Origin of the sequence: Streptomyces sp. HUAS CB01 (assembly GCF_030406905.1) — a bacterium.
Classification (GTDB): Bacteria; Actinomycetota; Actinomycetes; order Streptomycetales; family Streptomycetaceae; genus Streptomyces; species Streptomyces chengbuensis.
On record NZ_CP129137.1, the window covers coordinates 535,415 to 559,318 of the forward strand.

Here is a 23,904-nt window from a genome sequence, read left to right on the forward strand (position 1 = left end):
GGCCGCCCAGGGGGTCCGTCAGAGGGAGAGGCGTTGCCTGGACTCGGACTCGCCCGCCACCACCCGACGCCCCTCGGGGCCCGCGGTGCGGACCAGGTTGCCCGTCTGCTCCCGGTGCTCGTGCACGAGGTGGATCGCCATGGCACCCTCACCGGCCGCCGAGGCCACCCGTTTGACCGAGCCGCTCCTGACGTCGCCGGCGGCGAAGACTCCGGGAAGGGTGGTCTCCAGCGGCAGCGGACCACGGCCGAGCGAGACCCACCGGGTCGCGTCGGCCGCCGCCTGGGCGTCGGCGCCGGTGAGGACGAAGCCCTTCTCGTCCAGGGCCAGCACGCCCCTGAGCCATTCCGTGCGCGGCCGGGCCCCGATGAACACGAAGAGCGCTGTGGCCGGCAGCTCCCGGCGCTCGCCGGTTGCGTTGTCCTCAACCGTCAGCGCCTCCAGCTTCTCCTCCCCGGAGACGCCCCGGACCTCGGTGTGGAGCAGCACCTCGATCTTCGGGTGCCGTTCCACCTGGTCCACCAGGTAGCGCGACATGTCCGCGTTGAGGTCACCGCCCCGGACAAGGAGGTGGACCCTGGACGCGTGGTTCGCGAGGAACAGCGCCGCCTGTCCGGCGGAGTTCCCGCCGCCGACCACGGCGACCGGCTCCGACTGGCAGAGACTGGCCTCGTGGATCGTCGCCGCGTAGTAGACGCTGGTGCCCTCCAAGCGGTCGATGCCGGGCACCTCGAGCCTGCGGTACCACACGCCCGAGGCGAGCACCACGGCGCCGGCCCGGGTCTGGGACCCGTCTGTGAAGGTGACGACGTACTCGTCGTCCTGCGGGGTGAGCCCGCTGACCTGGGCCGGCACCATGAGGCGGGCACCGAACTTGTGGGCCTGGAGTACCGCGCGTTCGATGAGCTCGCCCCCGGAGATGCCCGACGGGAAGCCAAGGTAGTTCTCGATGCGAGACGAGGTACCGGCCTGGCCTCCGGTGGCCACGGCGTCTACTGTGACCGTCTTGAGGCCGTCGGAGGCACCGTACACGGCGGCGGCGAGTCCCGCGGGTCCCGCACCGATCACCATCACGTCGCACCGCCCGGCCTCCGGCGAGGGGGCGGGCAGCCCGATGAGCCGGGCGAGTTCGGCGTTGCTCGGATTGCGCAGCACACGCTCGCCCTTCCAGATGACGACTGGAGTCTCCTCGGGACGGATGGAGAACCGACGCAGCAGCGCCTCCGCCTCCCGGTCCTTCTCCAGGTCCACCCAGCGGTGGGGCAGCCGGTTGCGGGCGGCGAACTCACGCAGCCGCAGCGTGTCCGGTGAATAGCACGACCCCAGGATCCGGAAGCCGGCCCCCAGGCCGATGAGCAGATACCGGCGGCACAGGTAGGCGCGGAGGATCAGGTCGCCGAGGACGTGATCGCGGTCGACCAGGGCGCGCTGCCGGTCCACCGGTACGGCCAGTATTTCGCCCGCCTCGCGTACCACGGCGGTGTCGAACGCCGCCTGGCCCTCCAGCAGCCCGAGTTCACCCAGGAACCTGCCGGGTCCGTGCACCGCCACCGTGCGCTCGTCGGGCCCGCCGTGGTCGTGGAGGATCTCGACGGTTCCGCTGAGGATCGCGAGGAACTCCCGGAACGGCTCGCCCTCGCGGTACAGCACCTCGCCATCGGCGGTCCTGCGGCGCTCACCGTGCGCGGTCAGGTCCTCGAGCTGCTCCGGTGTCAGGCGCGGGAAAGCCCCGTGCCGGTCCGGTGTCTCACTCTGTTTGTGCTCGGCCGTGCTCATCAGACCAGGGCCTCGTGGACGTAGCACCAGCGCCAGTCCTCTCCCGGCTGGAAGGACCGCACGATTGGGTGACCGTCGCTGCCCGCGTGCCGCCTGGCGTGCTTGAGGGGCGAGGAGTCGCAGCAGCCGACGTGCCCGCAGGTGAGGCAGAGTCGCAGGTGCACCCATGGGGAATGCTCCATGAGGCACTCCTCGCAGCCCTCCGGGGTACGCGGCGTCACCGGGCGCACCATCGCGAGGTGCGGGTCGGGAATCGTGGCCATGAGGGGTTCTCCTTCCGTGGGCGGACTGCTCGGCCGCGGCCCGCGATGGTCTCGTCCACCCAGCGGCGCAGCCCCGGGGCGAGACCGGTCCGGCGGGACATCTCCGCTCACTTGTCGAGCAGGACCAGGGTCGGCACGGCCGTGACCTGGAACCGCTGCGCGAGCGCCGACGACCGGTCGACGGCGACCTTGACGAGCTCGAGCTCGCCGGCAGGCTGCTGTCTGTCTCACCGAACTCAGCTCGGTCCCGGCCTTGTCCGCAGCCTCGAACAGCCGCTGCAGCGCGTACGGGCCCTTGCGCAGGTCGATGCCGTTCCCCTGCTGGAACTTGTCGGCGATGTGGTCCACCAGGCGCCGGTCGAAGCCGTCGCCGCGCAGGTGGCTGCCGCCCGCCGTGGACGCACATCGACCACGTCATCGCCGACGTCGAGGAGGCTGACGTCGAAGGTACCGCCGCCCGGGTCGAAGACGTGCCCGGTCTCGTGCTGCTTCCTGTCCGGACCGGAGGCCGGTGCGGCCGCGGTCGGCTCGTTGGCATGTGCGGCACGACGAGGCCGGCCATACGTCCGGCTTGCTCGGGGCGGCGCCGTGCGCTGGGCGTCGTTGAGATGGGCGGACATGGTGATGACCGCCTCCGTCACGCGTTGCCCGCGGCGTCGGCGAGCTTTCGTAGCACCAGTGTGGTGATCTCCTCCGGTGCGTACACCTTGTCGCGGACGTTGAAGCGGGCGTTGCCGTGCTCGGCGGGGGCGATGTCGAAGCCGACAGACGGTTCCCTCGGGGTTGGGGATCGCCTGCCTGCGGGCGAGCCGGCCGACAAAGGGTTCGCCATTGTGATGACCGCGGCCTCCCCGCCCTGCCATGCGGCGATCGCGGAACTGATCGGGCCGAGGCCGATTCCGACTGCCTTGGACATAGGAGTCCTCATTCGTCGAAAATCCTGCAACATGGGGGTGGGCCCGCAAAGCCGCGTGCGGCACTGGCAACCGGTCAACGGCGCGGAGCTGGACGCGTCGAAGCGAGTTTCCGGGCCTCTGGGCGCTCCAGCCGATCGAGCGTCGCGGCGCCGGGGTACATGCGGCCTGGCGTTTCCGCCCGGGTCCCAATTCACCCGGCTGCCCGAGCCGACCAGTACAAACAACGATAACAAAGTGGGCCCCCCGCGGGGTATGGGTGGGTGGCATCTTGGTGGAGAGCCCGCACCACCTCACCTCCCTCCCCAGCGGCACAAGCGCCGCCTGACCAGGACGCTGCGGTCCGGCTGCGCTGCGGCCGGCCTGGATCGACGGATCGCACGCCCGTCCGACTGCTCGGGCAGTCGGACGCCTGGGCCTGGCAGGGTAATACGGGGAGGCTAATTCGCCCCGACATGCGCATGCGTTCTCGCGTCCCGTCGGCAAGGCTGACTGGTAAGCCCAGGAGCCGGGAAGCACCCCGGCTCCCGCAGCCGGAGGTTGCCGTCATGACCGTGATGTCCATCGCCAGGTTCGAAAGGTTCTTCCGCGCGGCCGCGGGGCTGGACGTCGACAAGAACGATCTCAAGCGCTACAGCGACTTCGTCGACGCCAAGCTCTACGACCTGCTGACCGTCGCCCAGGCCACTGCCAAGGCCAACGGGCGCGACATCATCCGGACCTGTGACCTACCGATCACGAAGGGCCTGCAGGAGAGCATTCACGACTTCCAGAAGATCGACCAGGAAGTGGAACTCAAGCCGATCCTTGAACAGCTCGCCACCCACCCCGCTCTGGACCGGACGCCCGACGAGGAGACCGAGGCGGCCTATCCGGACATCGTCGGCGGACTCAGCCTGGCCCTCGCCCAGAGCTTCAAGATCCTCCACCCCGACCTGAAGAACCCCCAGACCCAGCACTGGGAACAGGCCCGAGCCGTCTTCGACCGCCTGCTGTGAGCGGCGACCGCACCATGCGGTGCAGGCCACGGCCGAACCCGCGCTGCGCTTTGCGCCGCTGTTTCGATACGCCGGTCGTCACCTGCCGGGCGCCGGGTGCCTGACCGGAACGGCGGGCCAGGAACCCTGCGTTCGTCGCCCTCCGCTTTTCGATGCCGCCCTCGACCATGTGGGCCAAGCCGTCCCGGACGCGGGAGGAATTCCAGGGTCGGAAACTGCGCGCCATCCATGGTGTCGAAGGAGGAGAAGCCCGTTTGGGCCGTCTCACGGCCCCTTTCGGTCCCGGGCGGTGCCGGACCGTGGTCCCGCACCGCCCGGCTCCTCGGCTCAACGACCGCCGCTCTCGCTGCTTTCGGTGATCTGGATATGACGGGGCTTGGCGACCTCCGCCTTGGGGACGGTGACCGTGAGCACACCGGCCGACATCTCCGCTGTGACCTTCTCGGCGTCCACATCTCCGGGCAGCCGCAGCCGGTACTCGAAGGCACCGGTTCGGCGGGTGCTACGGCGCAGGACGCCCTTGCGCTCCTTTTCCTTGATCTCTCCGCTGATCACCAGCTCCTGTCCGTTGGCCTCGACGTCGATGTCCTTGCTCTTGACGCCAGGGAGTTCGATCTCGACCACGATGGCATCATCAGTCTCCGTGACGTCCGCGAGGGGGGTCCACGCCACCGCGGGCGCGGCGCCGCCCACCGTGGATTCGAGCAATCCGCTCATCTGGGTGAGCAGTTCGTCGAATTCCGTCAGCGGATTGCGGGCCCACCCGAGGGGCCGCTCCATCGTTCCGCCACTGCGGTGGCGCCGGACGGGCAAGGTCATCGCCCATCACCTCCGTCTTCTCGTGGGTTCGCGGCAGTACCGCCTTCCTCGCCCGGCGCGGAGGGCCGGCCGGGCGGAGCACAGATGTCATCGGGCAGGCTCTGCGCACGCGATTCGCGGGCCGCTTCGCGCAGCGCCTTATGGAAGCGTCCAGGGCCCCATGCCCGTCCCCCCACGATGCGCTCGAGATCCTCGCGTCCGGTCGGGCCGCGCTCGGCGAGAGCCTGGGAGACCTGCTCGATCTCGTCGTCGAGGGCTTGATCGGCCATGGCCGAGGTCCGGCTCGCCGTGCCTGCGGTGCCGACCAAGCCCCGGCGAGTAGAACTGCCGGTTCCGGTCCCGGGACGGCACCTGAGCCCGCCTGCGCGCTCGCGCTGTGTGCGGCGGGCCTTGCGGTCTGCGATCCGCTGTTGCCGCTCGCGCACCGCCCGCCGGACATCTTCGGGGAGGTCGCGCTCGCGTACGGCTGCCGGGGAGGGTTCGTTCCGCGCGTCGGCGTCCGCCTCCTCCGCGGTCAGCGGCCTGGCGATGTTCTCCAGGGACTGCTGTTCGGCACGGACGCCGAAGAACAGCTCGGCGAGTCCGCCGAGGGCCATGGCCACGGCTCCGATGACGAAGCCGAGGGCCACCAGACCGGAGTCGCCGCTGTGAACGAACCGTCCGAAGAGCAGTGGTCCGGTGATGCCTCCGATGGCCGTACCGACGGCGAAGAAGAGCGAGATGGACAGTGCGCGAGTCTCCATGGGGAACACCTCGCCGACCGTCAGGTACGCCGAACTCGCTCCCGCCGAGGCCACGAAGAAGGTCACCGACACCAGCAGGAAGAAGGTCCATGCGGTCAGGGAGCCGTTGCTCGTCAGCACAGCGAGCAGGACGGAGGCGGCCGCCGCACCGAAGTAGGTTCCTGTGATCATCGGCTTCCGGCCGACCGTGTCGAAGAAGCGGCCCAGAAGCAGCGGCCCGAGGAAGTTGGCGACGGCGAAGAGGGCCATGAAGTACGGGACCGAGCCCGAGCCGGTGCCGAAGAAGCCGCTGAGGATGGTCCCCAGGCCGAACACGATCGCGTTGTACAGGAATGCCTGGCCGATGAAGAGCGCCAGTCCGAGCAGGGCGCGGCGCGGGTACCGTCGTATGGCGACCCGCGCGATCTCGGTGAACGGGATGACCTTGGGCTGCCGGACGGTGATCGCCTCGCCCGGCTCCGGCAGGTCCCCGGTCGTGAGGGACATGCAGCTCCGGACCTGGCCCTGCAGCCAGCGGTGCGGCAGCCGGTTGCGGGCTGCGAACTCCCGTAGCCGCAGGGTGTCGGGCGAGCAGCGGGAGCCGAGGATGCGAAACCCCGCGCCGGAGCCGATGAGGGCGGTGCGGCGGGCCGGGTAGGCACGCAGGATGAAGGAGTCGAGGATGGGATCCCCGGCGACGAGGCCCCGCGACCGGTCGACCGGGACGGAGCGGACCTCACCGTCCTCCCGCGCCCACGCCGTGTGGAAGGCCACCTGCCCCTGGAGCAACCCCAGTTCACCGAGGAGGCGGCCGGGACCGTGCACGTTCATCACGTGCTCTCCCGCGGTGCCATGGCGCTCGGTGATCGCGATCGAACCGCTGTGGACGACGAAGAACCGCTCGCACGGCTCTCCTTCCCTGATCGGGAGCTGACCGGCGCGAACGGCCAGGCCGTGAGCGCGACCGGTGAGGAAGCCGACCTGCGCGTCCGTCAGCCGGGGATTCGCTCCGTACAGATCCGGGATCTCGGGGAGTGCGGTCTCCTTGGGCTCCTCCGTCGGCCGGCCCACCGTGTTCACCCTCCCGCGGCGGTTTGCCGGCCCGCCACGGCCTGTTCGACCCACTCACGCAAAACGTGCGCGGGTGCCGCCCCGGCCTGCCGGGCGACCGTCTCGCCCTTGTCCAGGACGAGCAGCGTGGGCACCGCCTGCACCTCGAACCGCCGGCTGAGCCGCGGGTTCCGATCGACGTCGACCTTTACGAGCTTGATCCGTCCGGCGAGGTCGAGGGCGACCTGTTCGAGGGCGGGGCTGACCATGCGGCAGGGACCGCACCAGGTGGCCCAGAGATCGACCAGGACGGGCATGGTGGCGTTGTCGGCGACCTCGGCGAAGTCGTCGTCGCCCGCGTCGACGATCCAGGGCAGGGGCTGCTTGCAGTGACCGCACTTGGGGCGTCCCTCGGCGGCCACGGGAACCCGGTTCCCGCGCTCACAGTTCGGGCAGGTCACCGTCGTCGTTCGGGTGGTGTTCACGCCGCCCTCGCTTCCCGAGCTCCCTCCGGCTGATCGTAGGTGACCACCAACTCTCCGTGCTCGGCGTCGACGCGGACCGTCGCGCCGTCCTGGACGTCGCCGCGCAGCAGGGCACGCCCGACGAGCGTCTCGACCTCGTGGGAGATGTAGCGCCGCAGCGGCCGGGCCCCGTACACCGGGTCGTAGCCCTGGTGGGCGATCAACTCCCGAGCGCCGTCGGTGAGTTCTACGGTGATACGGCGCTCGGCGAGCCGCTGCCGCAGCTCGTCGAACTGCAGCTCCACGATCCGCTCGATCTGCCGCTCACCGAGCGGCTTGAACAGCACGATGTCGTCGACGCGGTTGAGGAACTCCGGGCGGAAGTGCCCGCGCAGCTCGCCCATCACCAGGGCACGGGCGTCCGGCTTGATCTCACCCTCGGCGGTGGCCCCGTCGAGGAGGTGCTCGGAGCCGATGTTGGACGTCATGATGATCACGGTGTTGCGGAAGTCGACCGTCCGGCCCTGCGCATCGGTGATGCGGCCGTCATCGAGGATCTGCAGCAGGGTGTTGAAGACATCGGGGTGCGCCTTCTCGACCTCGTCGAACAGCACCACCGAGTACGGCTTGCGGCGTACGGCCTCGGTGAGCTGACCACCCTCCTCGTAGCCGACGTATCCGGGCGGTGCGCCCATCAGCCGGCTGACGGTGTGCCGCTCCTGGTACTCACTCATGTCGAGGCGGACCATGTTCTCCTCGGAGTCGAACAGGGACCGGGCGAGGGTCTTGGCCAGCTCCGTCTTCCCGACGCCGGTGGGGCCGAGGAAGATGAACGAGCCGATGGGGCGGCGAGGGTCGCGGATGCCGGAGCGGGCGCGGATGATGGCGTCGGCGACGAGCTTGACGGCCTCGTCCTGGCCGATGACGCGCTCGCGCAGGATCTCGTCGAGGCGCAGCAGTTTCTCGCGTTCGCCCTCTTGGAGGCGGGCGACGGGGATGCCGGTCCAGGCGGCGACGATCTCGGCGATCTCCTCCTCGGTGACGACCTCGCGCAGCAGCCGCTCCTGCCCTTGTTTGGCGGCCAGTTGCTCCTCCTCTGCGGCGAGTCGGCGCTCCAGGTCCTGGAGGCGGCCGTAGCGGAGTTCGGCGGCGCGGTTGAGGTCGTAGGCGCGTTCGGCCTCCTCCGCCTCGTGGCGGACCTGCTCCAGTTCCTGGCGCAGTTCCTGCACCCGGCGGATCGCCTGCCGTTCGGCCTCCCACTGGGCGTGTTTGGCGTCGGCCTCGCCGCGCAGGTCGGCCAGTTCCCTGCGCAGCTCCTCCAGGCGAGCCTTGCTGGCGGGGTCGGTCTCCTTGGAGAGGGCCGCCTCCTCGATCTCCAGGCGGGTGACGCGGCGGGTGATCTCGTCGAGTTCGGCGGGCATCGAGTCGATCTCGGTCCGCAACCGGGCGCACGCCTCGTCGACGAGGTCGATGGCCTTGTCGGGCAGGAATCGATCGGTGATGTAGCGGTGGCTGAGGGTGGCCGCGGAGACCAGAGCGGTGTCCTGGATTTTCACGCCGTGGAAGACCTCCAGGCGTTCGCGCAGTCCGCGCAGGATGGAGATGGTGTCCTCCACGCTCGGCTCGTCGACCTGGACCTGCTGGAAGCGGCGTTCGAGGGCGGCGTCCTTCTCGATGTGCTTGCGGTACTCGTCGAGGGTGGTGGCGCCGATCATGTGGAGTTCGCCGCGGGCGAGCATCGGCTTGAGCATGTTGCCCGCGTCCATGGCCCCTTCGGCGGCGCCCGCGCCGACGACGGTGTGCAGTTCGTCGACGAAGAGCAGGATGCGGCCCTGGGCGGCCTTGACCTCGCTGAGCACGGCCTTGAGACGTTCCTCGAACTCACCGCGGTACTTGGCGCCGGCGACCAGGGAGCCCATGTCGAGGGCGAACACGATCTTGTCGCGCAGTCCTTCGGGCACGTCGCCGCGGACGATGCGCTGGGAGAGGCCCTCGACGATGGCGGTCTTGCCGACGCCGGGGTCGCCGATGAGGACGGGGTTGTTCTTGGTCTTGCGGCTGAGGATCTGGGTGACGCGGCGGATCTCGGCGTCCCGGCCGATGACCGGGTCGAGTCTTCCCTCCCTGGCCTCGGCGACCAGGTCCCGGCCGTACTTCTCCAGGGCCTCGTACGCCACTTCGGGGTTGGCCGAGGTCACACGCTGGTTGCCGCGGATCTGGGTGAGCGCGCTCAGGAACGAGTCCCTGGTGATGCCGTGCTCCTTGAGCAGCCGTCCGGCGGCGGTGGACGAGCCCTCCTCGGCCAGGGCGAGCAGGAGGTGCTCCACGGACACGTACTCGTCCTTGAGTCGTTTGGCCTCCCGCTCGGCCGCGTCCAGCAGGCGCGCGAGCCGCTGGGTGACGAACACCTGACCGGGGGCCGCGCCGGGTCCGGTAACCCTGGGGCGGCGCGAAAGCTCGTCGCGCACGGCCGCCCGAAGCTCGCTGGGCTCCCTGCCCGGCTGCTGCAGCAGCCGGGGGATCAGGCCGCCCTCCTGGTCGAGGAGCGAGAGCAGCAAGTGCTCACCGTCGACCTCGGTCTGGCCCATGCGGACGGCGGCGGTCTGCGCCTCCTGGAGGGCTTCCTGGGACTTCTGAGTGAGACGGTTCATGTCCATGGGGGTGAGTCACTCCTCCTGCCGCGGGCGCGCAGTGCGGCTTCGAGCAGGCTGATGCGGTCGAGCAGGTCGAGCACCAGACCGATGGATGCGTAGTTGAGGCAGAGCCCGGAGCGCAGCCGCTGGACGCGGGCGAGGACCGCCGGAGCGTTGGTGTCGAACACCAGGCGCCCCGAGGCGTCGCGCTCGGCGTCGACCAGTCCGAGGGCCACGAACCGGCGGACCAGGTCGGGGTGGAGGCCCGAGCGGCGGGCCACGGCGTCCACGGACAGCCTGGGCACGGGCACGAGCGCGTAGCGCACGGCCGTGGCGTCGGCGCTCGTCCGTACGGGACGCTCGCCCGCGTCGGCCCGGGCGGTCCGGCCGCCGGTCGCCGGTCCTGAGGGTCGGTGGCTCATCGCGACCTCCTGGGGTCGTACGAAGAGGTGGCGGCGAGCTCCTCGAACAGCTCGCGCTCCCGGTCGCCCAGGGTGGGCGGCACCATGATGCGGAGTTCGGCGTACAGGTCGCCGTTGGCGCCGCGCGGGTTCGGCATGCCCTCGCCGCGCAGCCGCAGCCGCCGGCCGCTGGAGGAGCCCGCGGGCACGGTGACCTTGGCCGTGCCGCCGCCGGGGGTGGGCACCGGCACGGTCGCGCCCAGGGCCGCCTCCCAGGGGGTGACGGGGACCTGTACGTGGACGTCGCGGCCGTCCAGTCGGAACTTGGGGTGGGGCTGGACACGGACCCGCAGGTACAGGTCTCCTGCGGGTGCGTCACCGCCGCCGCGGCCGCCCTCGCCGGCCAGGCGGATGCGCTGCCCGTCGGTTACGCCGGGCGGTACATCGACGCTGTACTGCCGCGGCTGCCCGGTCGGACCGGCGAGCGTGACGGTGCGGCGGCCGCCCCTGTACGCCTCCTCGACGGTGAGCGGCAGCTCGGCCTCCTGGTCGGCTCCCGGTACACCGCCGGGGGCGGCGCCTGCTCCGAAGAGCGAGCCGAGCAGGTCCTCGATGTCGATGCCCTCCGCCGCGAAGTCGTCGCCGAAACCGGTGGTGTACCGGACACGGGGGCCGCCCGCGCCCGCGGTCCTCCGAGCGCGGAAGCCGCCGCCCGCTCCGGCCGCGACCCGTTCGTCGAAGTCCTCGGGGATCTTGCGGAAGTCCTCACCGAAGCGGTCGTAGCGGGCCCGGGTCTTCGGGTCCGAAAGGACGCTGTATGCCTCGTTGAGGTCCTTGAAGCGTTCCTCCGCCCCCGGGTCCTTGTTGACGTCGGGGTGGTACTTGCGGGCGAGCTTGCGATATGCCTGCTGGATCTCGTCCTGGCTCGCGGTCCTCGACACGCCCAGTACCTCGTAGAAGTCCCGTGCCATGACCGCTCACTCCCGCTTCGCGACGGTCACGGCGGCGGGCCTGAGCTGCCGTTCGCCGTCCCCGTAGCCCGGGCGCAGCACCTTGACGACGGTGCCCGGTACGGCGTCGGGGTCGTGGACGACGCCGACCACCTCGTGCCGGGCCGGGTCGAAGGCGACGCCAGTTTCCGCGTGCCGCGGGTAGCCGAGCAGTTCGAGGACGTTCACCGCCTGGTCGCGGACCGCCCGGACGCCCTCCACGATCGCGCCGGCGTCGGCTCCGGCGTGGGCCAGGGCGAGTTCGAGGTTGTCCAGGACGGGCAGGAAGGCGGCGGCCGTACGAGCACGCTCGACGCTCCGCTCCCGCTGCAGTTCCCTGGCGTGGCGCTTGCGGAGGTTGTCGAGGTCGGCGAGCGCGCGCCGCCAGCGGTCCTCGAGTTCCTGGAGCTCGGCCGTGTACTCGTCCTCGGACGGTGCGGGACCGCCGACCGCGTCGGGGCCGGGTTCCCCGTCCGCAGGCCCGTTCGGCGGGCCCCCGCGCGGAAGATCCCCGCGGGGAGGGTGCACGGCGCCCTCCGGGGCCGAGCCGGTCTGGTCCGGCACGGCCGGGTCGGGTTCCCTGGGGTGGCTCGGCATGGCGCTTCCTCAGCTCTTGTCGAACTCGGCGTCGATGACGTCCTCGTCAACGCCGCTCGGGCCGCCGCCGGTCGTGTCGCCCCCGGTGGTGTCCTGGCCGGGACCACCCGTGGCGGCGCCGACCTGATGCGCCGCCAGCCCTGCCAGCAGCTGCTGGAGTTCGGAGGTCAGGGGCCGCACCCGCTCCACGCCCGCCTCCTCCTTGACCGCCTCCCGGGCGTCCGCCACCAGCATCTCGGCGCGTGCCTTCTCGTGCGCGGGTGCGGCGTCGCCGAGCTCGGCGAGGCGCCTCTCGACCTGGTACGCGACGGCGTCGAGCTCGTTGCGGGCGTCGACGGCCTCGCGCAGCGCCTGGTCCTGGCCCCGGTTGCGCTCGGCCTCCTGGACCATGCGTTCGACCTCGCCGCGGTCGAGGTTGGAGCTCTCGGTGATGGTGATGCCCTGTTCCTTGCCGGTGTCCCCGTCGCGCGCCTTGACGTTGAGAATGCCGTTGGCGTCGACGTCGAAGGTGACCTCGATCTGCGGCTCGCCGCGCGGCGCCGGACGGATGTCGGTGAGCTGGAAGCGGCCGAGCACCCGGTTGTCGGCGGCCCGTTCGCGCTCGCCCTGAAGGACAACGATGTCGACGGCGGGCTGGTCGTCCTCGGCGGTGGAGAAGGTCTCGGTGCGGCGCACCGGGATGGTGGTGTTCCGTTCGATGATCTTCGTCATCACGCCGCCGCGTGTCTCGACACCCAGCGACAGGGGTGTGACATCGAGCAGCAGGACGTCCTTGACCTCGCCCTTGAGTACCCCGGCCTGGATCGCGGCGCCCAGGGCCACGACCTCGTCGGGGTTGACGCTCATGTTGGGTTCCTTGCCGCCCGTCAGCCGGCGCACGAGGGCCTGGACGGCGGGGATGCGGGTGGATCCCCCGACGAGGATGACCTCGTCGATGTCGCTCTCGCCGACCTTGGCGTCGGCCATGGCCTGCTGGACCGGGCCCAGGCACCGCTCCACCAGGTCGCTGGTGGTCTGCTCGAACGTGGAGCGCATGATCGAGTCGGTGAGGTGCTTGGGGCCCGAGGCGTCGGCGGTGATGAACGGCAGGTTGACCTGCGTCTGCGTCACCGAACTGAGCTCGGTTTTGGCCTTCTCCGCCGCCTCGAACAGACGTTGCAGGGCCTGCGGATCCTTGCGCAGATCGATGCCGTTCTCCTTCTGGAAGTCGTCCGCGAGGTAGTCCACCAGACGCCGGTCGAAGTCGTCACCGCCCAGGTGACTGTCGCCCGCTGTGGACCGCACCTCCACCACGCCGTCGCCGACGTCGAGGATGCTCACATCGAAGGTGCCGCCGCCGAGGTCGAAGACCAGCACCGTCTCGTGCTGCTTCTTGTCCATGCCGTACGCGAGGGCCGCCGCGGTCGGCTCGTTGATGATCCGCAGCACCTCAAGACCCGCGATCCGTCCGGCATCCTTCGTGGCGGTGCGCTGGGCGTCGTTGAAGTAGGCGGGCACGGTGATCACCGCCTCCGTGACCCGCTCCCCGAGCTGCTTCGAGGCGTCGTCGGCGAGCTTGCGCAGCACCAGGGCACTGATCTCCTCCGGCGCATAGAGCTTGTCGCGCACCTTGAAGCGGGCGACGCCGCCCGGGCCCTCGACGACGTCGTACGCCACGGCTCTGGCCTCGTCCGGGATCTCGTCGAAGTGCCGGCCGATGAAGCGCTTGGCCGAGTAGATGGTGCCCTTGGGATTGAGGATCGCCTGGCGCCGGGCCAGCTGGCCCACCAGACGCTCCCCGGTGTCGGTGAAGGCCACCACGGACGGTGTCGTACGGCTGCCTTCGCTGTTGGGCACGACCGAAGGTTCGCCGCCCTCCCACACGGCGATCACCGAGTTCGTGGTGCCCAGGTCGATGCCCACTGCCTTGGCCATGAGGAACTCCTCCCGGTGCGGCGGCATGCGCCGACACTGCGGATCCGATTTCGATCAGGTGGGGGTGGGACGTCCGCCGGCGCCGGTGGTCTGCAGCCCACCGAGCAGCCGTACGGCCTCGTCGGCGACCGCTTCGTCGACGAGGACGTCGTACCGGCTGGGCTCCATCGAGCGGACGGAGGCGAAGTCGCGGCGGCCGCCCTGCAGGGCGTGCAGCAACATGCCGAACAGCGCGCCCAGGATCGCTCCGAAAATCAGGCCGTAGAGGGCGACGAGCAGGGCGGAGACGAGGGGGTTCACCCAGTCGAACAGGCCGAAGAGCCAGCCGATCAGGGCACCGGGAAGGGCCCCGCTCGCCGCTCCGTTCAGGGCGGCCCTGCCGTAGTCCATACGGCCGACGACCTGCTCGACGAGGCGGACGTCCTGGCCGATGATGGCCACCCTCTGAACGGGAAACCCCTGGTCCGCGAGGTGGTCGACGGCGCGTTCGGCTTCTTGGTACGTCTCGTACGTGGCAACGGACCTACGAGGCTGCTCGGTCATCACCCCAGTCCTTCCTACCGGTGAGTACTGCGGCCCCGGGCATGTCCCAGGCTCGCGGACCGAGCAGCGTTACGCCTGCCCCCGGGAGGTCAAAGAACAACGGGACCCGTCGCCCCCCGAGCACCAGACGAAGACTCCGAACATCTCGGGTAAATTTGGTCCGAGAGGCGTACAGGAAGTGCCGCTGTCACCTCTCTCAGGGCTCGGGGAACGGAGTGATCCCATGGCCGACTGGGCCCGGAACGAGTCCCGACGCTGTCCCGACGGGGAAGGCAGCCTTCCGGGGGACTGTCCCGGGCGGCACCCCGTTGTGATCTCGCGGAGAGGGTCCCGCCCGCCCCTTCCCGCCCGGGCCGACCCGACATCCCACGGACTGCCCGCAGTCTCGCGCGCCCTGTTCGACACCCGGGACGAAGGCGAGGTCCTGCGCCTGGCCATGGACCACGTGTCCGCCGTCGGCCCCTACAGAGCCGAGGCCGGATACCTCAGGGTGGAAGGCCATCTGGTCCCCAGCCCGCGGATCGGGCCGGGCCATTCGTCAGCCGTCGACCGGACGGTGCGAGAGCTGACGGGTCGGGACGGCCCCGTGACCGTTCCCGGCCGGTCCTGGGGCCGGGCCCTGGCCCTGCGCGGACCCGATGGACTGCACGGCTACCTCGTGGTGACGTCCCGCTCCCGGCCCACCGAGGCCCAGCACGTCCTGCTCGCCACGCTCGTACGCCACACCGCCGCGGCCCTGTCGGTCGCCGTCGCGCACCGCCGCCGGCGGGAAGACGCCCTGGAGCTGCACCGACTGCGACGGGAACGGGCAACCCTCCAGCGGCGGCTGATCTCCCTTGTGGTCGAGGTGGGATACCAGCGGGCCGTGCACGCGGCCCTCGCCGAGATCGCGGCCTCGGGCGGCGGCGAGGAGGCCGTCACCAGCGCACTGCACGAGCTCACCGGACTTCCCGTGCTGGTGGAGGACCGCTTCGGCCGACTGCGGTCCTGGACCGGTCCCGGCCGGCCCGACCCCTATCCGGAACCGGACCCCCCACGCCATGAGGAGATGCTCCAGGCGGTGGCCCGGACAGGCGGACCCGTGCGGATCAAGGACCGGCTGATCTCCCTGGTCCGCCCCCACGGCGAGGTCCTCGGCCTGCTGGCCCTGGTCGATCCCCGGGACGACGCCGACGAGTACACCGTGTTCGCCCTGGAGCACGCCGCCGCCTACCTCGCCCTGGCACTGTCGCACCTGCGCCATCTGGCGGAGCTGGAGCTGAGACTGCGCCGCGACCTGGTCGACGATCTTCTGGCAGGCACGGACCAGGCGAGCGCCTACGCCCGGTCCGAGGCGTTCGGACACGACCTGCACCGCACGCAGTACGTGGTAGTCGTGCAGTGGCCGAGCCGGGCCGCGGACGACGCTTTCGCGCGGACCGTGGACCGGGCGGCATCGGCCGTGGGCATGCCGTCGCTGGTGACCGGGCGCGCCGACCACGTGGTCCTGGTCGCCGACGGCAGGCCCCAGGACCACGCCTTGTACGAGACGCTCGCCCGGGAGACCGGGACACCGGACGGGACGATCGGGGTGAGCGCCCGGTGCGACACCCCGGACGGCATCCCCGGCCGCTACCAGGAGGCACTACGTGCCCTGGAGGTAGGCCGACGGTCCCCAGGGCGATACGGCACGACGTTCTTCGACGATCTGGGCCTCTACCGCATCCTCGGGCCCGGAAACGAATACCGGGAGCTGGAGGCGTTCGTACGGGAATGGCTCGGACAGCTCATCGACTACGACGGCCGGCACCGGACGGCGCTCGTGGAGACCCTGTCCCGGTACTTCGACTGCGGCGGCAACTACGCCGAGACCGCCGAATCCCTCGCGATCCACCGGAGCACGCTCCGCTACCGGCTCCAGCGCATCCGCGAGCTCAGCGACCATGACCTCACGAACGTGGAGGACCGCCTCAACCTGCAGGTCGCGACCCGGGTGTGGAAGATCATGCTGGGTGGACCCGGTTGAGGCACCCACGACCGCGGGGCCGGATCCGCTGTCCCCATCACCGTAAGGATCAGGCTGCGCTCCGCCGAAATGGCTCGTCCGGCATCACGAAGACCACCGGCGGCGGCCTCGCAGCGGGGCTTCAGCGCCGCACGCGCGGCATGCCGAGTCCGATCCAGGAGATGATCTCGCGCTGGATCTCGTTGTTGCCGCCGCCGAAGGTGAAGATCACGGCGGACCGGTAGCCGCGCTCCAGCTCGCCGTGGAGGACGGCTCCGGCCGAGCCCTCCTTGAGCGGGCCCGCCGCCCCGACGACCTCCATCAGCCAGGCGTAGGCGTCACGGCGGGCCTCGGATCCGTACACCTTCACCGCAGAGGCGTCCTGCGGGGTCAGCGTGCCGTTCTGGACGGCGCCGACCATCTGCCAGTTGAGCAGCTTCATCGCGTCGAGCCGGGTGTGCGTGCGGGCGAGGCGCCCCCGCACCCAGCCGAGGTCGATCACGCGCCGCCCGTCGGCGAGCTTGGTCCCCGCCGCCCAGCGCTGGACGTCCTGGAGGGCGCGGATGGCCATGGTGCCGTGGGCTGCGAGGGTGACGCGCTCGTGGTTGAGCTGGTTGGTGATCAGCCGCCATCCCTTGTTCTCCTCGCCCACGCGGCGGGAGACGGGCACCCGGACGTCCTCGTAGTGGCTGGCGGTGGTGTCGTGAGAGGCGAGGGTGTTGATGACCGTGCAGGAGTAGCCCGGGTCGGAGGTCGGCACGAGCAGCATGGTGATGCCCTTGTGCGGCGGGGCGTCCGGGTCGGTGCGGACCGCGAGCCACACCCAGTCGGCGGTGTCGCCGTTGGTGGTCCAGATCTTCTGGCCGTTGACGACGTACGTGTCGCCGTCGCGTACGGCACGGGTCCTGAGCGCGGCGAGATCGGTGCCCGCGCCCGGCTCGCTGTAGCCGATGGCGAAGTCGATCTCGCCGGAGAGGATCCGGGGCAGGAAGTACGCCTTCTGCTCGTCGGTGCCGTACTGCATGATCGTCGGGCCGACGGTGTTCAGCGCCATGAGCGGGAGCGGCACTCCCGCCTGCGCCGCCTCGTCGAAGAAGATGAACTGTTCCATCGGCGTCATCCCGCGTCCGCCGTACTCCTCCGGCCAGCCGACGCCGAGCCATCCGTCGGTGCCGAGGCGGCGGATCGTCTCCCGGTAGAAGCGCTTCTGCGCGGCGGGGTCCCCGTAGCGGGCGTAGGCGTTGTCGGGGACGAGTCCGTCGAAGTAGTCACGCAGCTCGGCGCGCAACCGCTGCTGTCCCGGCGTGTATTCCAGGTGCACGGGTCCCTCCAGGCGTCTCGTGCCGGCGTGCGTCCCTGCGGCGGCACAGAGTAGAACGCGTTCCAGGAATCCGGAAGAGACGTGCGCGGCCGGATACGGGAGGGCGGTCGCGGCGGCACCCGGCGGGGTCGGCGCGGGCATGCCGCCCCGGCCCCTCCGTGTCCGGATCTCGCCGTTCATGCGTACGGACGGGGCGGAGCGCCGACGGCCCGTACGTGCGTCCGCAGGACGACGGACTCGCCGGTGCGCCCGGTAGGTCGCCGTGCGCACCGGGCGCACCGACGTCGCACGGCGAGGCCGTCCGGGCCCGGCGTCCGGCCCAGGGGCGCGGCGAGCCCGTCCGGTCCCGCGCACCGCCCAGGGGCGCGTCCATCCGGGCCCGGGTACGGTCACTCGCGCCCCTCCGGATCCCACCGCCACAGGAGCGCGATCCACAGCCCTCGAGGAAGGTGACACCTCGTGGCACACGGGCGACGCATGCGCCGTACGGGTCACCCCGGCCGGTCCTCCCCCGCCGCTCCTCCACCCGCGACCTCATGGCCGGCACCCGCGCCCCATCCGCCCCGCTTTCCGGCGACTGGCTGAAACTGCATCAAAAACCTCTCGTGGCAAGGTGTTTCCGGAGAAGCCGCTGGTCATCCTCTAGGGAACGGTCCGCATCCCCTGGGAGGCTCGCATGGAACGCAGGCGGTTACTGCACGCCGGAGCCGGGCTCGTCGCGGCGTCGGTGGTGGGGCCCGTGCTCGGCCCGGCCGCCGCTCATGCCCGCACGGCCGACGGCACGGGTGCGCCGGGCGCCCCGGGCCCGGAGAGCAGAGCGGCCTCGGCCGGCACGGCCGGGCACTGTTCGGGTCCGGCGGTCTCGACGTACGGCATAGCGACGTACACGGCGGCGATCGTCGGCATGACCGTCCTGGGCGGTCACGCCTATGTCGTGGCACGTGGTCAGAACCCTCCGCTGCTGGGCGAGATCGACCTGGCGTCGGGGAAACTCACGAGGACGGTACGGCTCACGCGCGGCGAGGGCGGCTGGGCGGCGACGGTCTCCGGAGGACAGGTGTACGTGGGCACGTACCCGGTCCCGGACCTCTACCGCTTCGACCCGGCGACGGGGTCGGTGACCCAGCTCGGCACGATAGGGCCGTCGGGCGGTTTCGTCTGGTGCCTGACGACGGCTCCGGACGGGACGGTGTACGCGGGCACCTATCCGCGCGGCGAGGTCTGGGAGTACTCCCCGGCGACCGGCGTGCTGCGCAACCTGGGTGTCGCGAGGCCCGGTGAGCAGTACGTGCGCGCGATCGCCGCCGACGACCGCTACGTCTACGCGGGCACGCTCCCCCTCGGCCACATCGTGGCGTACGACCGGGCCACCGGCGCGAAGCGGTCCATCACGCCGACGCCGTACGGCGGGGCCGCGTGTCTGCTCGCCCGGGGCGGACGCGTGGTCGGCGGGTTCGGCAGGTCCGTCGTGGACCTGGCACCCGACGGGAGCGACGCGCGGGTCATCCCGATACCGGCCGCGGAGCGCCTGGTCGACGCGATCACCTCGACCGACGACGGCACGGTGTACTGCGTCGGCCGGCCGACGGGCACGGTCTACCGCCGCGACGGCGACGCCCTCGTGCCGGTCGCCGCGCCCACGCCGCTGGACGAGCACCGTGCGCTCTTCCCGCTCCCGGACGGCAGACTGCTGGGCGGTGCGGGCAGCGGCCGGCTGTGGTGGCTGGATCTCGACGACGGCGGGTCGACCACGCTGGAACTCATCGACACGGCGATGGCGGGTCCGGACCCCGTGCAGTCGCTGACCATGGGCACGCGCGGGGCGGTGCACGTCGGCGGGCACTTCTCCATCACGACCCACCGTCCCGCCCAGGGCACGAGCCGGCGGATCCCCGTGTCGGGCGAGCCGAAGCAGCTGCGCACGGCCGGCGACCGCGTCTACGCGGCGCTCTACCCGAGCACGGAGGTGCTGGAGCTCGACCCGGACCGCGGCAGGGTCCGGTCGCTCGGGTTCATCGACAACGACCAGCAGCGGCCGACGGACATGGTGTACGCGCGGGCGATCGACCAGTTCCTGATCGCGTCCGCCCCGCCGGCCGGCCGGCTCAAGGGAGCGCTGACCCTGGCGGACCGGGCGAGACGGCGGCTGACCGTGTACCACGACGTGATCACGGACCAGAGCGTGATGTCCCTGGCCCTGGACGACCGGCTGGGCGCCCGGATCGCGTACCTCGCCGGTGACACCTGGGGCGGCGGGAGCGTGACCCCCGCCCGGCCGAGCGCGACGATCGTCGCCTTCGACCTGTGGCGCCGCAAGGTGCTGTGGGAGGTCGCGCCGTTCGAGGGCTACGCGAGCCTGCAGCACATCGAGGTCCTGGACGGAGTGCTGTACGGGGTCTACAAGCGTCTGGCCGGCACCTGGTTCGCCATGGACCTCGAGACCCGGACGGTACTGCGGTCGGGGAAGCTGCCGAGCTACGGCGAGCTGACCGTGCACCGCGGGGAGGTCTTCGCCTCCGTCTTCGGCGGCCTGGTGTACCGGATCGGACCCGACCTCGACGAGGCCCAGCCCGTCCTCTCCGGTCTCGGCGACGGCTGGTACAACCCGCCGCAGCTGGCCTGGGAGCGGTGGTCCTGGCACGCCTGGGGCGTGTCCGGCCGGGAGCTGGCGCGGCTGCGCCTCGACCCGGACTGCGTCTCCCTGAACCGGGCGGGGATCAACCCGCCGGACGAAGCGGTCCTGGAGTCGCTGCTGGCCAACTGAGGCGGGAAGGGCCAGGACGACGACGGCGACAACGGCGGCCCCCGCGCGGGAACGCCGAGGAAGGCGGCAAGGGAAGACGGCGACGCCGGGAACGGCGCCGCTCCGGCGGGCCCCGCGCCGTTCGACGCGGGGCCGCCGGCCCGTGCCGGTGGGCCCCGTACGCCCGGTCGGGACGAGGTGGTCCCGCCGATGGGGCCGTTCGGCCCATGTGCGCCGGTGCGCGGGCGGGCCAGCGTGGTGGGAGCACGACAGGAGCCACGCCATGGATCTCCGTACACGTATCGCGCTCATCGGGCTGGGAAGCGACTCCAGACGGGACGACGGAGTGGGGTGGGCCGTCGTCGACGCCGTGCGCGAACGCGCCGTCGAGCGGCCCCTCCCCCCGGAGGTCGACCTCGCAACCTGCGACGGGGAGCCCGCACGGCTGGTGGGCCTGTGGCGCGACGTTGATCTGGCGGTGGTCGTGACCAGCGCGCACGCGTATCCCGGTGAGCCGGGCAGGGTGGTCCGCAGCGAGTTCCACGCGGACGGGACAGCCCCGGCCGTACGGGGCGAACCGCACAGCCGCGTGCTGAGCGAGGCCGTGGAGCTCTCCCGGCTGCTCGGCAGACTGCCGGACCGGCTGGTGGTCTACGCGGTTCAGGGAGCCGACTCGTCGCTCGGCGCCGGCCTGTCCCCGACGCTCGCGGCCATGGTCGAGCCCCTAGCCGACTGCGTGGAGCGGGAGTTCGCCCGCGAGTGGGCACCGGCGGCGGCCGTACGGCCGTGTCCCTGGTGAGCCGGGGCGGCGGCGGATCCGCTCCGGGTCGCCCGGCGAGGTGCCGCCGGGTGTCGCGTCCGGGCGGCGGGGACGGCCCGGCGGGGAACGGGGGTGTGTACGGGAGGGCCGGTGACGGTGTTCCGGCGGTGGGAGCGCAGATGCAGGGTCCGGCCCTGTTGCCGCGATCGCGGGTGCCGACGTGATCAGGTGGGACGACACACCAGGAGGGCTCAGATGTCCGAGGCACCGGTCTTCTCCGAGGAGTCGCCCATCAGGGTGTTCCTCCTGGACGACCACGAGGTCGTCCGTCGGGGGCTGCACGACATGCTCGATGCCGAACCCGACATGGAGGTGGTCGGTGAGGCGGCGAGTGCGGAGCAGGCCCTCGCCCGGGGGCCCGCGCTGCGCCCCCACGTCGCGGTCCTGGACGTGCGGCTCCCCGACGGCGACGGCGTCACCGTGTGCCGCGAACTGCGCTCCCGCATGCCGGAGCTCGCGTGTCTGATGCTGACGTCCTTCGACGACGAGGACGCGCTGCTCGACGCGATCATGGCGGGCGCCGCCGGCTATGTGCTCAAGCAGATCAAGGGGTCCGACCTGATTTCGGCCGTGCGGACGGTGGCGACCGGGAAGTCGATGCTCGATCCCGCGACCACGGCGCGGCTGATGCACTCGCTCCGCGACCCCGAGACCGCGCAGCCGGTCGAGGACGGACGTCTCGCGGCGCTCTCGGAGCGGGAGCGCGACGTACTGGAACTGATCGGCGAGGGGTTGACGAACCGGCAGATCGGCAAGCGTCTCTACCTCTCCGAGAAGACGGTCAAGAACCACATCTCGCGGCTGCTGTCCAAGCTCGGCGTGGAGCGGCGGGTGCAGGCGGCGGTCATCGCCGCGCAGGCCCACGAACACGACGAGCCGCGCGCCTGACGCACCGCACGCGCCAGATGCCCCGACGCACCGGACGCACCGGAGCGGCCACGGCAGGTGGTGTGGGCGCCGGCCGGCCGCCCGGTGCGTCCCCCGCACGGCATGCGGGTCGACCCGGCGCTGCTCGCCCATGTGGCGTCGGTGGTCCGCAGGGCTCTGGCCGAGCGGGACGGGGACGTGCTCTGTTTCCTGCCGGGGGCCGGGGAGATCGGGCGGGTCGCCGGACTCCTCGGGGACGTCGGGGGCGCCTTGCTCGGGCCGGGCGGAGCTCCTCAGCCGTCGGCGTGCAGCGGTACGGACCAGACCAGCCGGGTGCCGCCCGCGATGCCGCGGGTCGCGACGAGCTCGCCGGACAGCCTCTCGGCGCGTTCGGCCATGTTGCGCAGTCCGCTGCGGCGCCCGTGCGGGGTGATGCCGATGCCGTCGTCGGTCACGGTCACGGACATCCGGTCGGCACGCGTCGCGACGGTGACCTCCGCCCGCGAAGCCCGGGCGTGGCGGGCGACGTTCGCCAGGGCCTCGCCGAGCACCGCCACGGCCTCGTCGGCGACCCGGCGCGGCACCTCGGTGTCGATGAGGCCCTCCATGCGCAGTGCGGGGGCGAAGCCGAGGACCGGGGTGGCTTCCTCGACGGCCCGTACGGCGCGCGCCCGGAGGCCCGGCAGCACACCGGTGGCCTCGTGCTCGCGCAGTCCGAAGATCGTGGAACGGATGATCTTGATCGTGGAGTCGAGGTCGTCGATGGCGCGCTCCAGCCGCTCGGCAGCAACCGGATGGTCCACGAAGCGCCGGGCGCTCTGGAGCGTCATCCCCGTCGCGAAGAGCCGCTGGATGGCGAGGTCGTGCAGGTCCCGGGCGATACGGTCCCGGTCGGCGAGCAGGCTCACCTGCTCGGCGTCGCGGCGCCGGTCGGCCAGTTCCATGGCGAGGGCCGCCTGCCCGGCGAACCCGGACAGCGGCGCGGTCTCGGTGTCGCCGAACGCGGCCCGGCCCGAGCTGCGGGCCAGCATCAGCACGCCGCGCAGCTTCTCCGGGGCGCCCACCAGCACCGCCATCACCGCGCCGAAGTCCTTCCAGCGTTCCGGCCGGAACGTGACCCGGGGGTCGTCCGCCGCGTCCGGCGTGGTGATCATGCCGTGCTCGCTGAGCAGCGCCGCCCTGGCGAGCGTGCCCTCGCCGCTCGGCAGTACGACGCCGAGATGGCGCTCGGCGCCCTCGCCGTGCGCGAGGGCGCAGCGCAGGTTCCCGTCCGGTTCGGTGAGATAGACGAGCCCGAGGTCGGCGCAGGAGATCCGTCGGGCCCGGTCGAGCATCATCTCCAGCACCTCGGACTCCGAGGCACCGGAAAGCAGTGCGCTGGTGCACTCGGCGCTCGCGGCGAGCCACTGCTCGCGGGAGCGGGTCTCCTCGAACAGCCGGGCGTTCTCGATGGCGATTCCGGCCGCGACGGCGAGCGTCGACAGGACCGCTTCGTCCTCGTCGTCGAAGGACGCACCACCGCGCTTCCCGGTGAGGTAGAGGTTTCCGAACACCTCGTCGCGCACCCTGATGGGGACGCCGAGGAACGAGTGCTCGGAGGGGTGGTGCCCGGGGAAGCCGGAGGACGCCTCGTGGTCGGCGAGTTCGGCGAGCCGGAGCGGCGCGGGATGCCGGACGAGCTCACCGAGGAGTCCGTGTCCGGAGGGCAGGTCCCTGATCCGTCCACGCAGTTCGTCGCTGATCCCCACGGGCAGGAACTGCGACAGGCGCTTGTCGCCCCCGATCACGCCGAGGGCCCCGTACTCGGCGTCGACGAGGACGACGGCCGCTCCGACGATCTCCCGCAGCACCTGCGACAGGTCCAGCCCGCGGCCCACCGAGAGCACGGCCTCCAGCAGGCCGTTGAGCCTGTCCCTGGTGCCGCGCACCTCGTCGATGCGCACCTGGAGCTCTTCGAGCAGTTCGTCGAACCTCAGTCGCGGGATCCGGCCCCCGCTCGGGACCGCTCCGCTCCGGATGTCCCCGCCCATGACACCTCCGCCGGTGTCGAACGGTCATGACGCGCTACGCGCAGTTCTCACGGTAG

The 23,904-nt window shown here is 71.4% G+C and carries 18 protein-coding genes and 2 pseudogenes; 6 read left to right on the forward strand and 14 right to left on the reverse strand.

Annotation, left to right across the window (positions count from 1 at the left end; genetic code table 11):
* Positions 1-18: 18 nt before the first annotated feature.
* The 3 genes and pseudogenes from QRN89_RS02455 to QRN89_RS02465 form a co-directional block, all read right to left on the reverse strand.
* Positions 19-1,776, reverse strand: coding sequence for an FAD-dependent oxidoreductase (locus tag QRN89_RS02455; protein ID WP_290347681.1), 1,758 nt, complete (start codon positions 1,774-1,776; stop codon positions 19-21).
* Complete coding sequence (locus tag QRN89_RS02460) at positions 1,776-2,039, reverse strand: UBP-type zinc finger domain-containing protein (RefSeq protein ID WP_290353544.1); 264 nt, start codon at positions 2,037-2,039, stop codon at positions 1,776-1,778. The genes QRN89_RS02455 and QRN89_RS02460 overlap by 1 nt, the downstream gene beginning before the upstream one ends.
* A 219-nt stretch (positions 2,040-2,258) precedes the next feature.
* Positions 2,259-2,955: pseudogene (locus QRN89_RS02465) on the reverse strand (Hsp70 family protein); the annotation flags it as partial.
* A 546-nt stretch (positions 2,956-3,501) separates the two neighbouring features.
* Here QRN89_RS02465 and QRN89_RS02470 point away from each other — a divergent pair.
* Complete coding sequence (locus tag QRN89_RS02470; RefSeq protein ID WP_290347682.1) at positions 3,502-3,951, forward strand: DUF1931 family protein; 450 nt, start codon at positions 3,502-3,504, stop codon at positions 3,949-3,951.
* 327 nt (positions 3,952-4,278) lie between these two features.
* On the opposite strand, the gene QRN89_RS02475 is transcribed toward QRN89_RS02470, so the two are convergent.
* From QRN89_RS02475 to QRN89_RS02515, 9 genes are read right to left on the reverse strand one after another with little or no spacing between them, the layout of a single operon-like run.
* Positions 4,279-4,770: an Hsp20/alpha crystallin family protein gene (locus tag QRN89_RS02475; protein WP_290347683.1), complete on the reverse strand. Its 492-nt coding sequence runs from the start codon at positions 4,768-4,770 to the stop codon at positions 4,279-4,281.
* Positions 4,767-6,563 (reverse strand): cyclic nucleotide-binding domain-containing protein, encoded by a 1,797-nt coding sequence (locus QRN89_RS02480; protein WP_290347684.1) that lies wholly within the window; start codon positions 6,561-6,563, stop codon positions 4,767-4,769. The genes QRN89_RS02475 and QRN89_RS02480 overlap by 4 nt, the downstream gene beginning before the upstream one ends.
* Before the next feature lie 5 nt (positions 6,564-6,568).
* On the reverse strand, positions 6,569-7,027 hold the full coding sequence (gene trxA, locus QRN89_RS02485) for a thioredoxin (RefSeq protein WP_290347685.1): 459 nt from the start codon (positions 7,025-7,027) through the stop codon (positions 6,569-6,571).
* Positions 7,024-9,663 carry an ATP-dependent chaperone ClpB gene (gene clpB / locus QRN89_RS02490; protein WP_290347686.1) on the reverse strand — a complete coding sequence of 880 codons (2,640 nt, stop codon included), beginning with the start codon at positions 9,661-9,663 and terminating at the stop codon, positions 7,024-7,026. The genes trxA and clpB overlap by 4 nt, the downstream gene beginning before the upstream one ends.
* Positions 9,654-10,061 carry a chaperone modulator CbpM gene (locus tag QRN89_RS02495; protein ID WP_290347687.1) on the reverse strand — a complete coding sequence of 136 codons (408 nt, stop codon included), beginning with the start codon at positions 10,059-10,061 and terminating at the stop codon, positions 9,654-9,656. The genes clpB and QRN89_RS02495 overlap by 10 nt, the downstream gene beginning before the upstream one ends.
* A complete protein-coding gene (locus QRN89_RS02500; RefSeq protein WP_290347688.1) occupies positions 10,058-11,011 on the reverse strand; it encodes a DnaJ C-terminal domain-containing protein in 954 nt (317 codons plus the stop codon). The genes QRN89_RS02495 and QRN89_RS02500 overlap by 4 nt, the downstream gene beginning before the upstream one ends.
* A 6-nt stretch (positions 11,012-11,017) precedes the next feature.
* Positions 11,018-11,626 (reverse strand): nucleotide exchange factor GrpE, encoded by a 609-nt coding sequence (locus tag QRN89_RS02505; RefSeq protein ID WP_290347689.1) that lies wholly within the window; start codon positions 11,624-11,626, stop codon positions 11,018-11,020.
* A gap of 9 nt (positions 11,627-11,635) precedes the next feature.
* The gene (gene dnaK / locus QRN89_RS02510; protein ID WP_290347690.1) at positions 11,636-13,540 is read right to left on the reverse strand and encodes a molecular chaperone DnaK; all 1,905 of its coding nucleotides are present in this window, start codon (positions 13,538-13,540) and stop codon (positions 11,636-11,638) included.
* Between the two features lie 54 nt (positions 13,541-13,594).
* A complete protein-coding gene (locus QRN89_RS02515) occupies positions 13,595-14,083 on the reverse strand; it encodes a general stress protein (protein ID WP_290347691.1) in 489 nt (162 codons plus the stop codon).
* 223 nt (positions 14,084-14,306) lie between these two features.
* Here QRN89_RS02515 and QRN89_RS02520 point away from each other — a divergent pair, with 223 nt between their 5' ends.
* The gene (locus QRN89_RS02520; RefSeq protein ID WP_290347692.1) at positions 14,307-16,088 is read left to right on the forward strand and encodes a PucR family transcriptional regulator; all 1,782 of its coding nucleotides are present in this window, start codon (positions 14,307-14,309) and stop codon (positions 16,086-16,088) included.
* A gap of 121 nt (positions 16,089-16,209) precedes the next feature.
* Here the strand turns inward: QRN89_RS02520 and QRN89_RS02525 are convergent, their stop codons facing one another.
* Positions 16,210-17,388, reverse strand: a complete 1,179-nt coding sequence (locus QRN89_RS02525; protein WP_290347693.1) for an acyl-CoA dehydrogenase family protein — start codon at positions 17,386-17,388, stop codon at positions 16,210-16,212.
* A 676-nt stretch (positions 17,389-18,064) separates the two neighbouring features.
* Between QRN89_RS02525 and QRN89_RS02530 the strand changes: the two genes are divergently transcribed.
* The 4 genes and pseudogenes from QRN89_RS02530 to QRN89_RS02545 all read left to right on the forward strand — a co-directional run.
* The gene (locus tag QRN89_RS02530; RefSeq protein ID WP_290347694.1) at positions 18,065-20,152 is read left to right on the forward strand and encodes a PQQ-binding-like beta-propeller repeat protein; all 2,088 of its coding nucleotides are present in this window, start codon (positions 18,065-18,067) and stop codon (positions 20,150-20,152) included.
* A 262-nt stretch (positions 20,153-20,414) separates the two neighbouring features.
* The gene (locus QRN89_RS02535; protein WP_290347695.1) at positions 20,415-20,930 is read left to right on the forward strand and encodes a hydrogenase maturation protease; all 516 of its coding nucleotides are present in this window, start codon (positions 20,415-20,417) and stop codon (positions 20,928-20,930) included.
* Positions 20,931-21,146: 216 nt separating this feature from the next.
* Positions 21,147-21,839: a response regulator gene (locus tag QRN89_RS02540; protein ID WP_290347696.1), complete on the forward strand. Its 693-nt coding sequence runs from the start codon at positions 21,147-21,149 to the stop codon at positions 21,837-21,839.
* 48 nt (positions 21,840-21,887) lie between these two features.
* Positions 21,888-22,085, forward strand: a pseudogene (locus QRN89_RS02545) (hypothetical protein); the annotation flags it as partial.
* A 26-nt stretch (positions 22,086-22,111) separates the two neighbouring features.
* Here the strand turns inward: QRN89_RS02545 and QRN89_RS02550 are convergent.
* Entirely contained in the window at positions 22,112-23,848 is a 1,737-nt protein-coding gene (locus QRN89_RS02550; RefSeq protein WP_290347697.1) for a sensor histidine kinase, read from the reverse strand.
* Between the last annotated feature and the right edge of the window lie 56 nt (positions 23,849-23,904).

Coding starts and splice junctions, on each gene's coding strand:
- QRN89_RS02455 (WP_290347681.1), bottom strand. CDS start 1,776: ATGAGCACGGCCGAGCACAAACAGAGTGAGACACCGGACCGGCACGGG.
- QRN89_RS02550 (WP_290347697.1), bottom strand. CDS start 23,848: ATGGGCGGGGACATCCGGAGCGGAGCGGTCCCGAGCGGGGGCCGGATC.
- QRN89_RS02470 (WP_290347682.1), top strand. CDS start 3,502: ATGACCGTGATGTCCATCGCCAGGTTCGAAAGGTTCTTCCGCGCGGCC.
- dnaK (WP_290347690.1), bottom strand. CDS start 13,540: ATGGCCAAGGCAGTGGGCATCGACCTGGGCACCACGAACTCGGTGATC.
- clpB (WP_290347686.1), bottom strand. CDS start 9,663: ATGGACATGAACCGTCTCACTCAGAAGTCCCAGGAAGCCCTCCAGGAG.
- QRN89_RS02515 (WP_290347691.1), bottom strand. CDS start 14,083: ATGACCGAGCAGCCTCGTAGGTCCGTTGCCACGTACGAGACGTACCAA.
- QRN89_RS02500 (WP_290347688.1), bottom strand. CDS start 11,011: ATGGCACGGGACTTCTACGAGGTACTGGGCGTGTCGAGGACCGCGAGC.
- QRN89_RS02530 (WP_290347694.1), top strand. CDS start 18,065: ATGGAACGCAGGCGGTTACTGCACGCCGGAGCCGGGCTCGTCGCGGCG.
- QRN89_RS02520 (WP_290347692.1), top strand. CDS start 14,307: ATGGCCGACTGGGCCCGGAACGAGTCCCGACGCTGTCCCGACGGGGAA.
- QRN89_RS02495 (WP_290347687.1), bottom strand. CDS start 10,061: ATGAGCCACCGACCCTCAGGACCGGCGACCGGCGGCCGGACCGCCCGG.
- QRN89_RS02540 (WP_290347696.1), top strand. CDS start 21,147: ATGTCCGAGGCACCGGTCTTCTCCGAGGAGTCGCCCATCAGGGTGTTC.
- QRN89_RS02475 (WP_290347683.1), bottom strand. CDS start 4,770: ATGACCTTGCCCGTCCGGCGCCACCGCAGTGGCGGAACGATGGAGCGG.
- QRN89_RS02460 (WP_290353544.1), bottom strand. CDS start 2,039: ATGGCCACGATTCCCGACCCGCACCTCGCGATGGTGCGCCCGGTGACG.
- QRN89_RS02535 (WP_290347695.1), top strand. CDS start 20,415: ATGGATCTCCGTACACGTATCGCGCTCATCGGGCTGGGAAGCGACTCC.
- QRN89_RS02505 (WP_290347689.1), bottom strand. CDS start 11,626: ATGCCGAGCCACCCCAGGGAACCCGACCCGGCCGTGCCGGACCAGACC.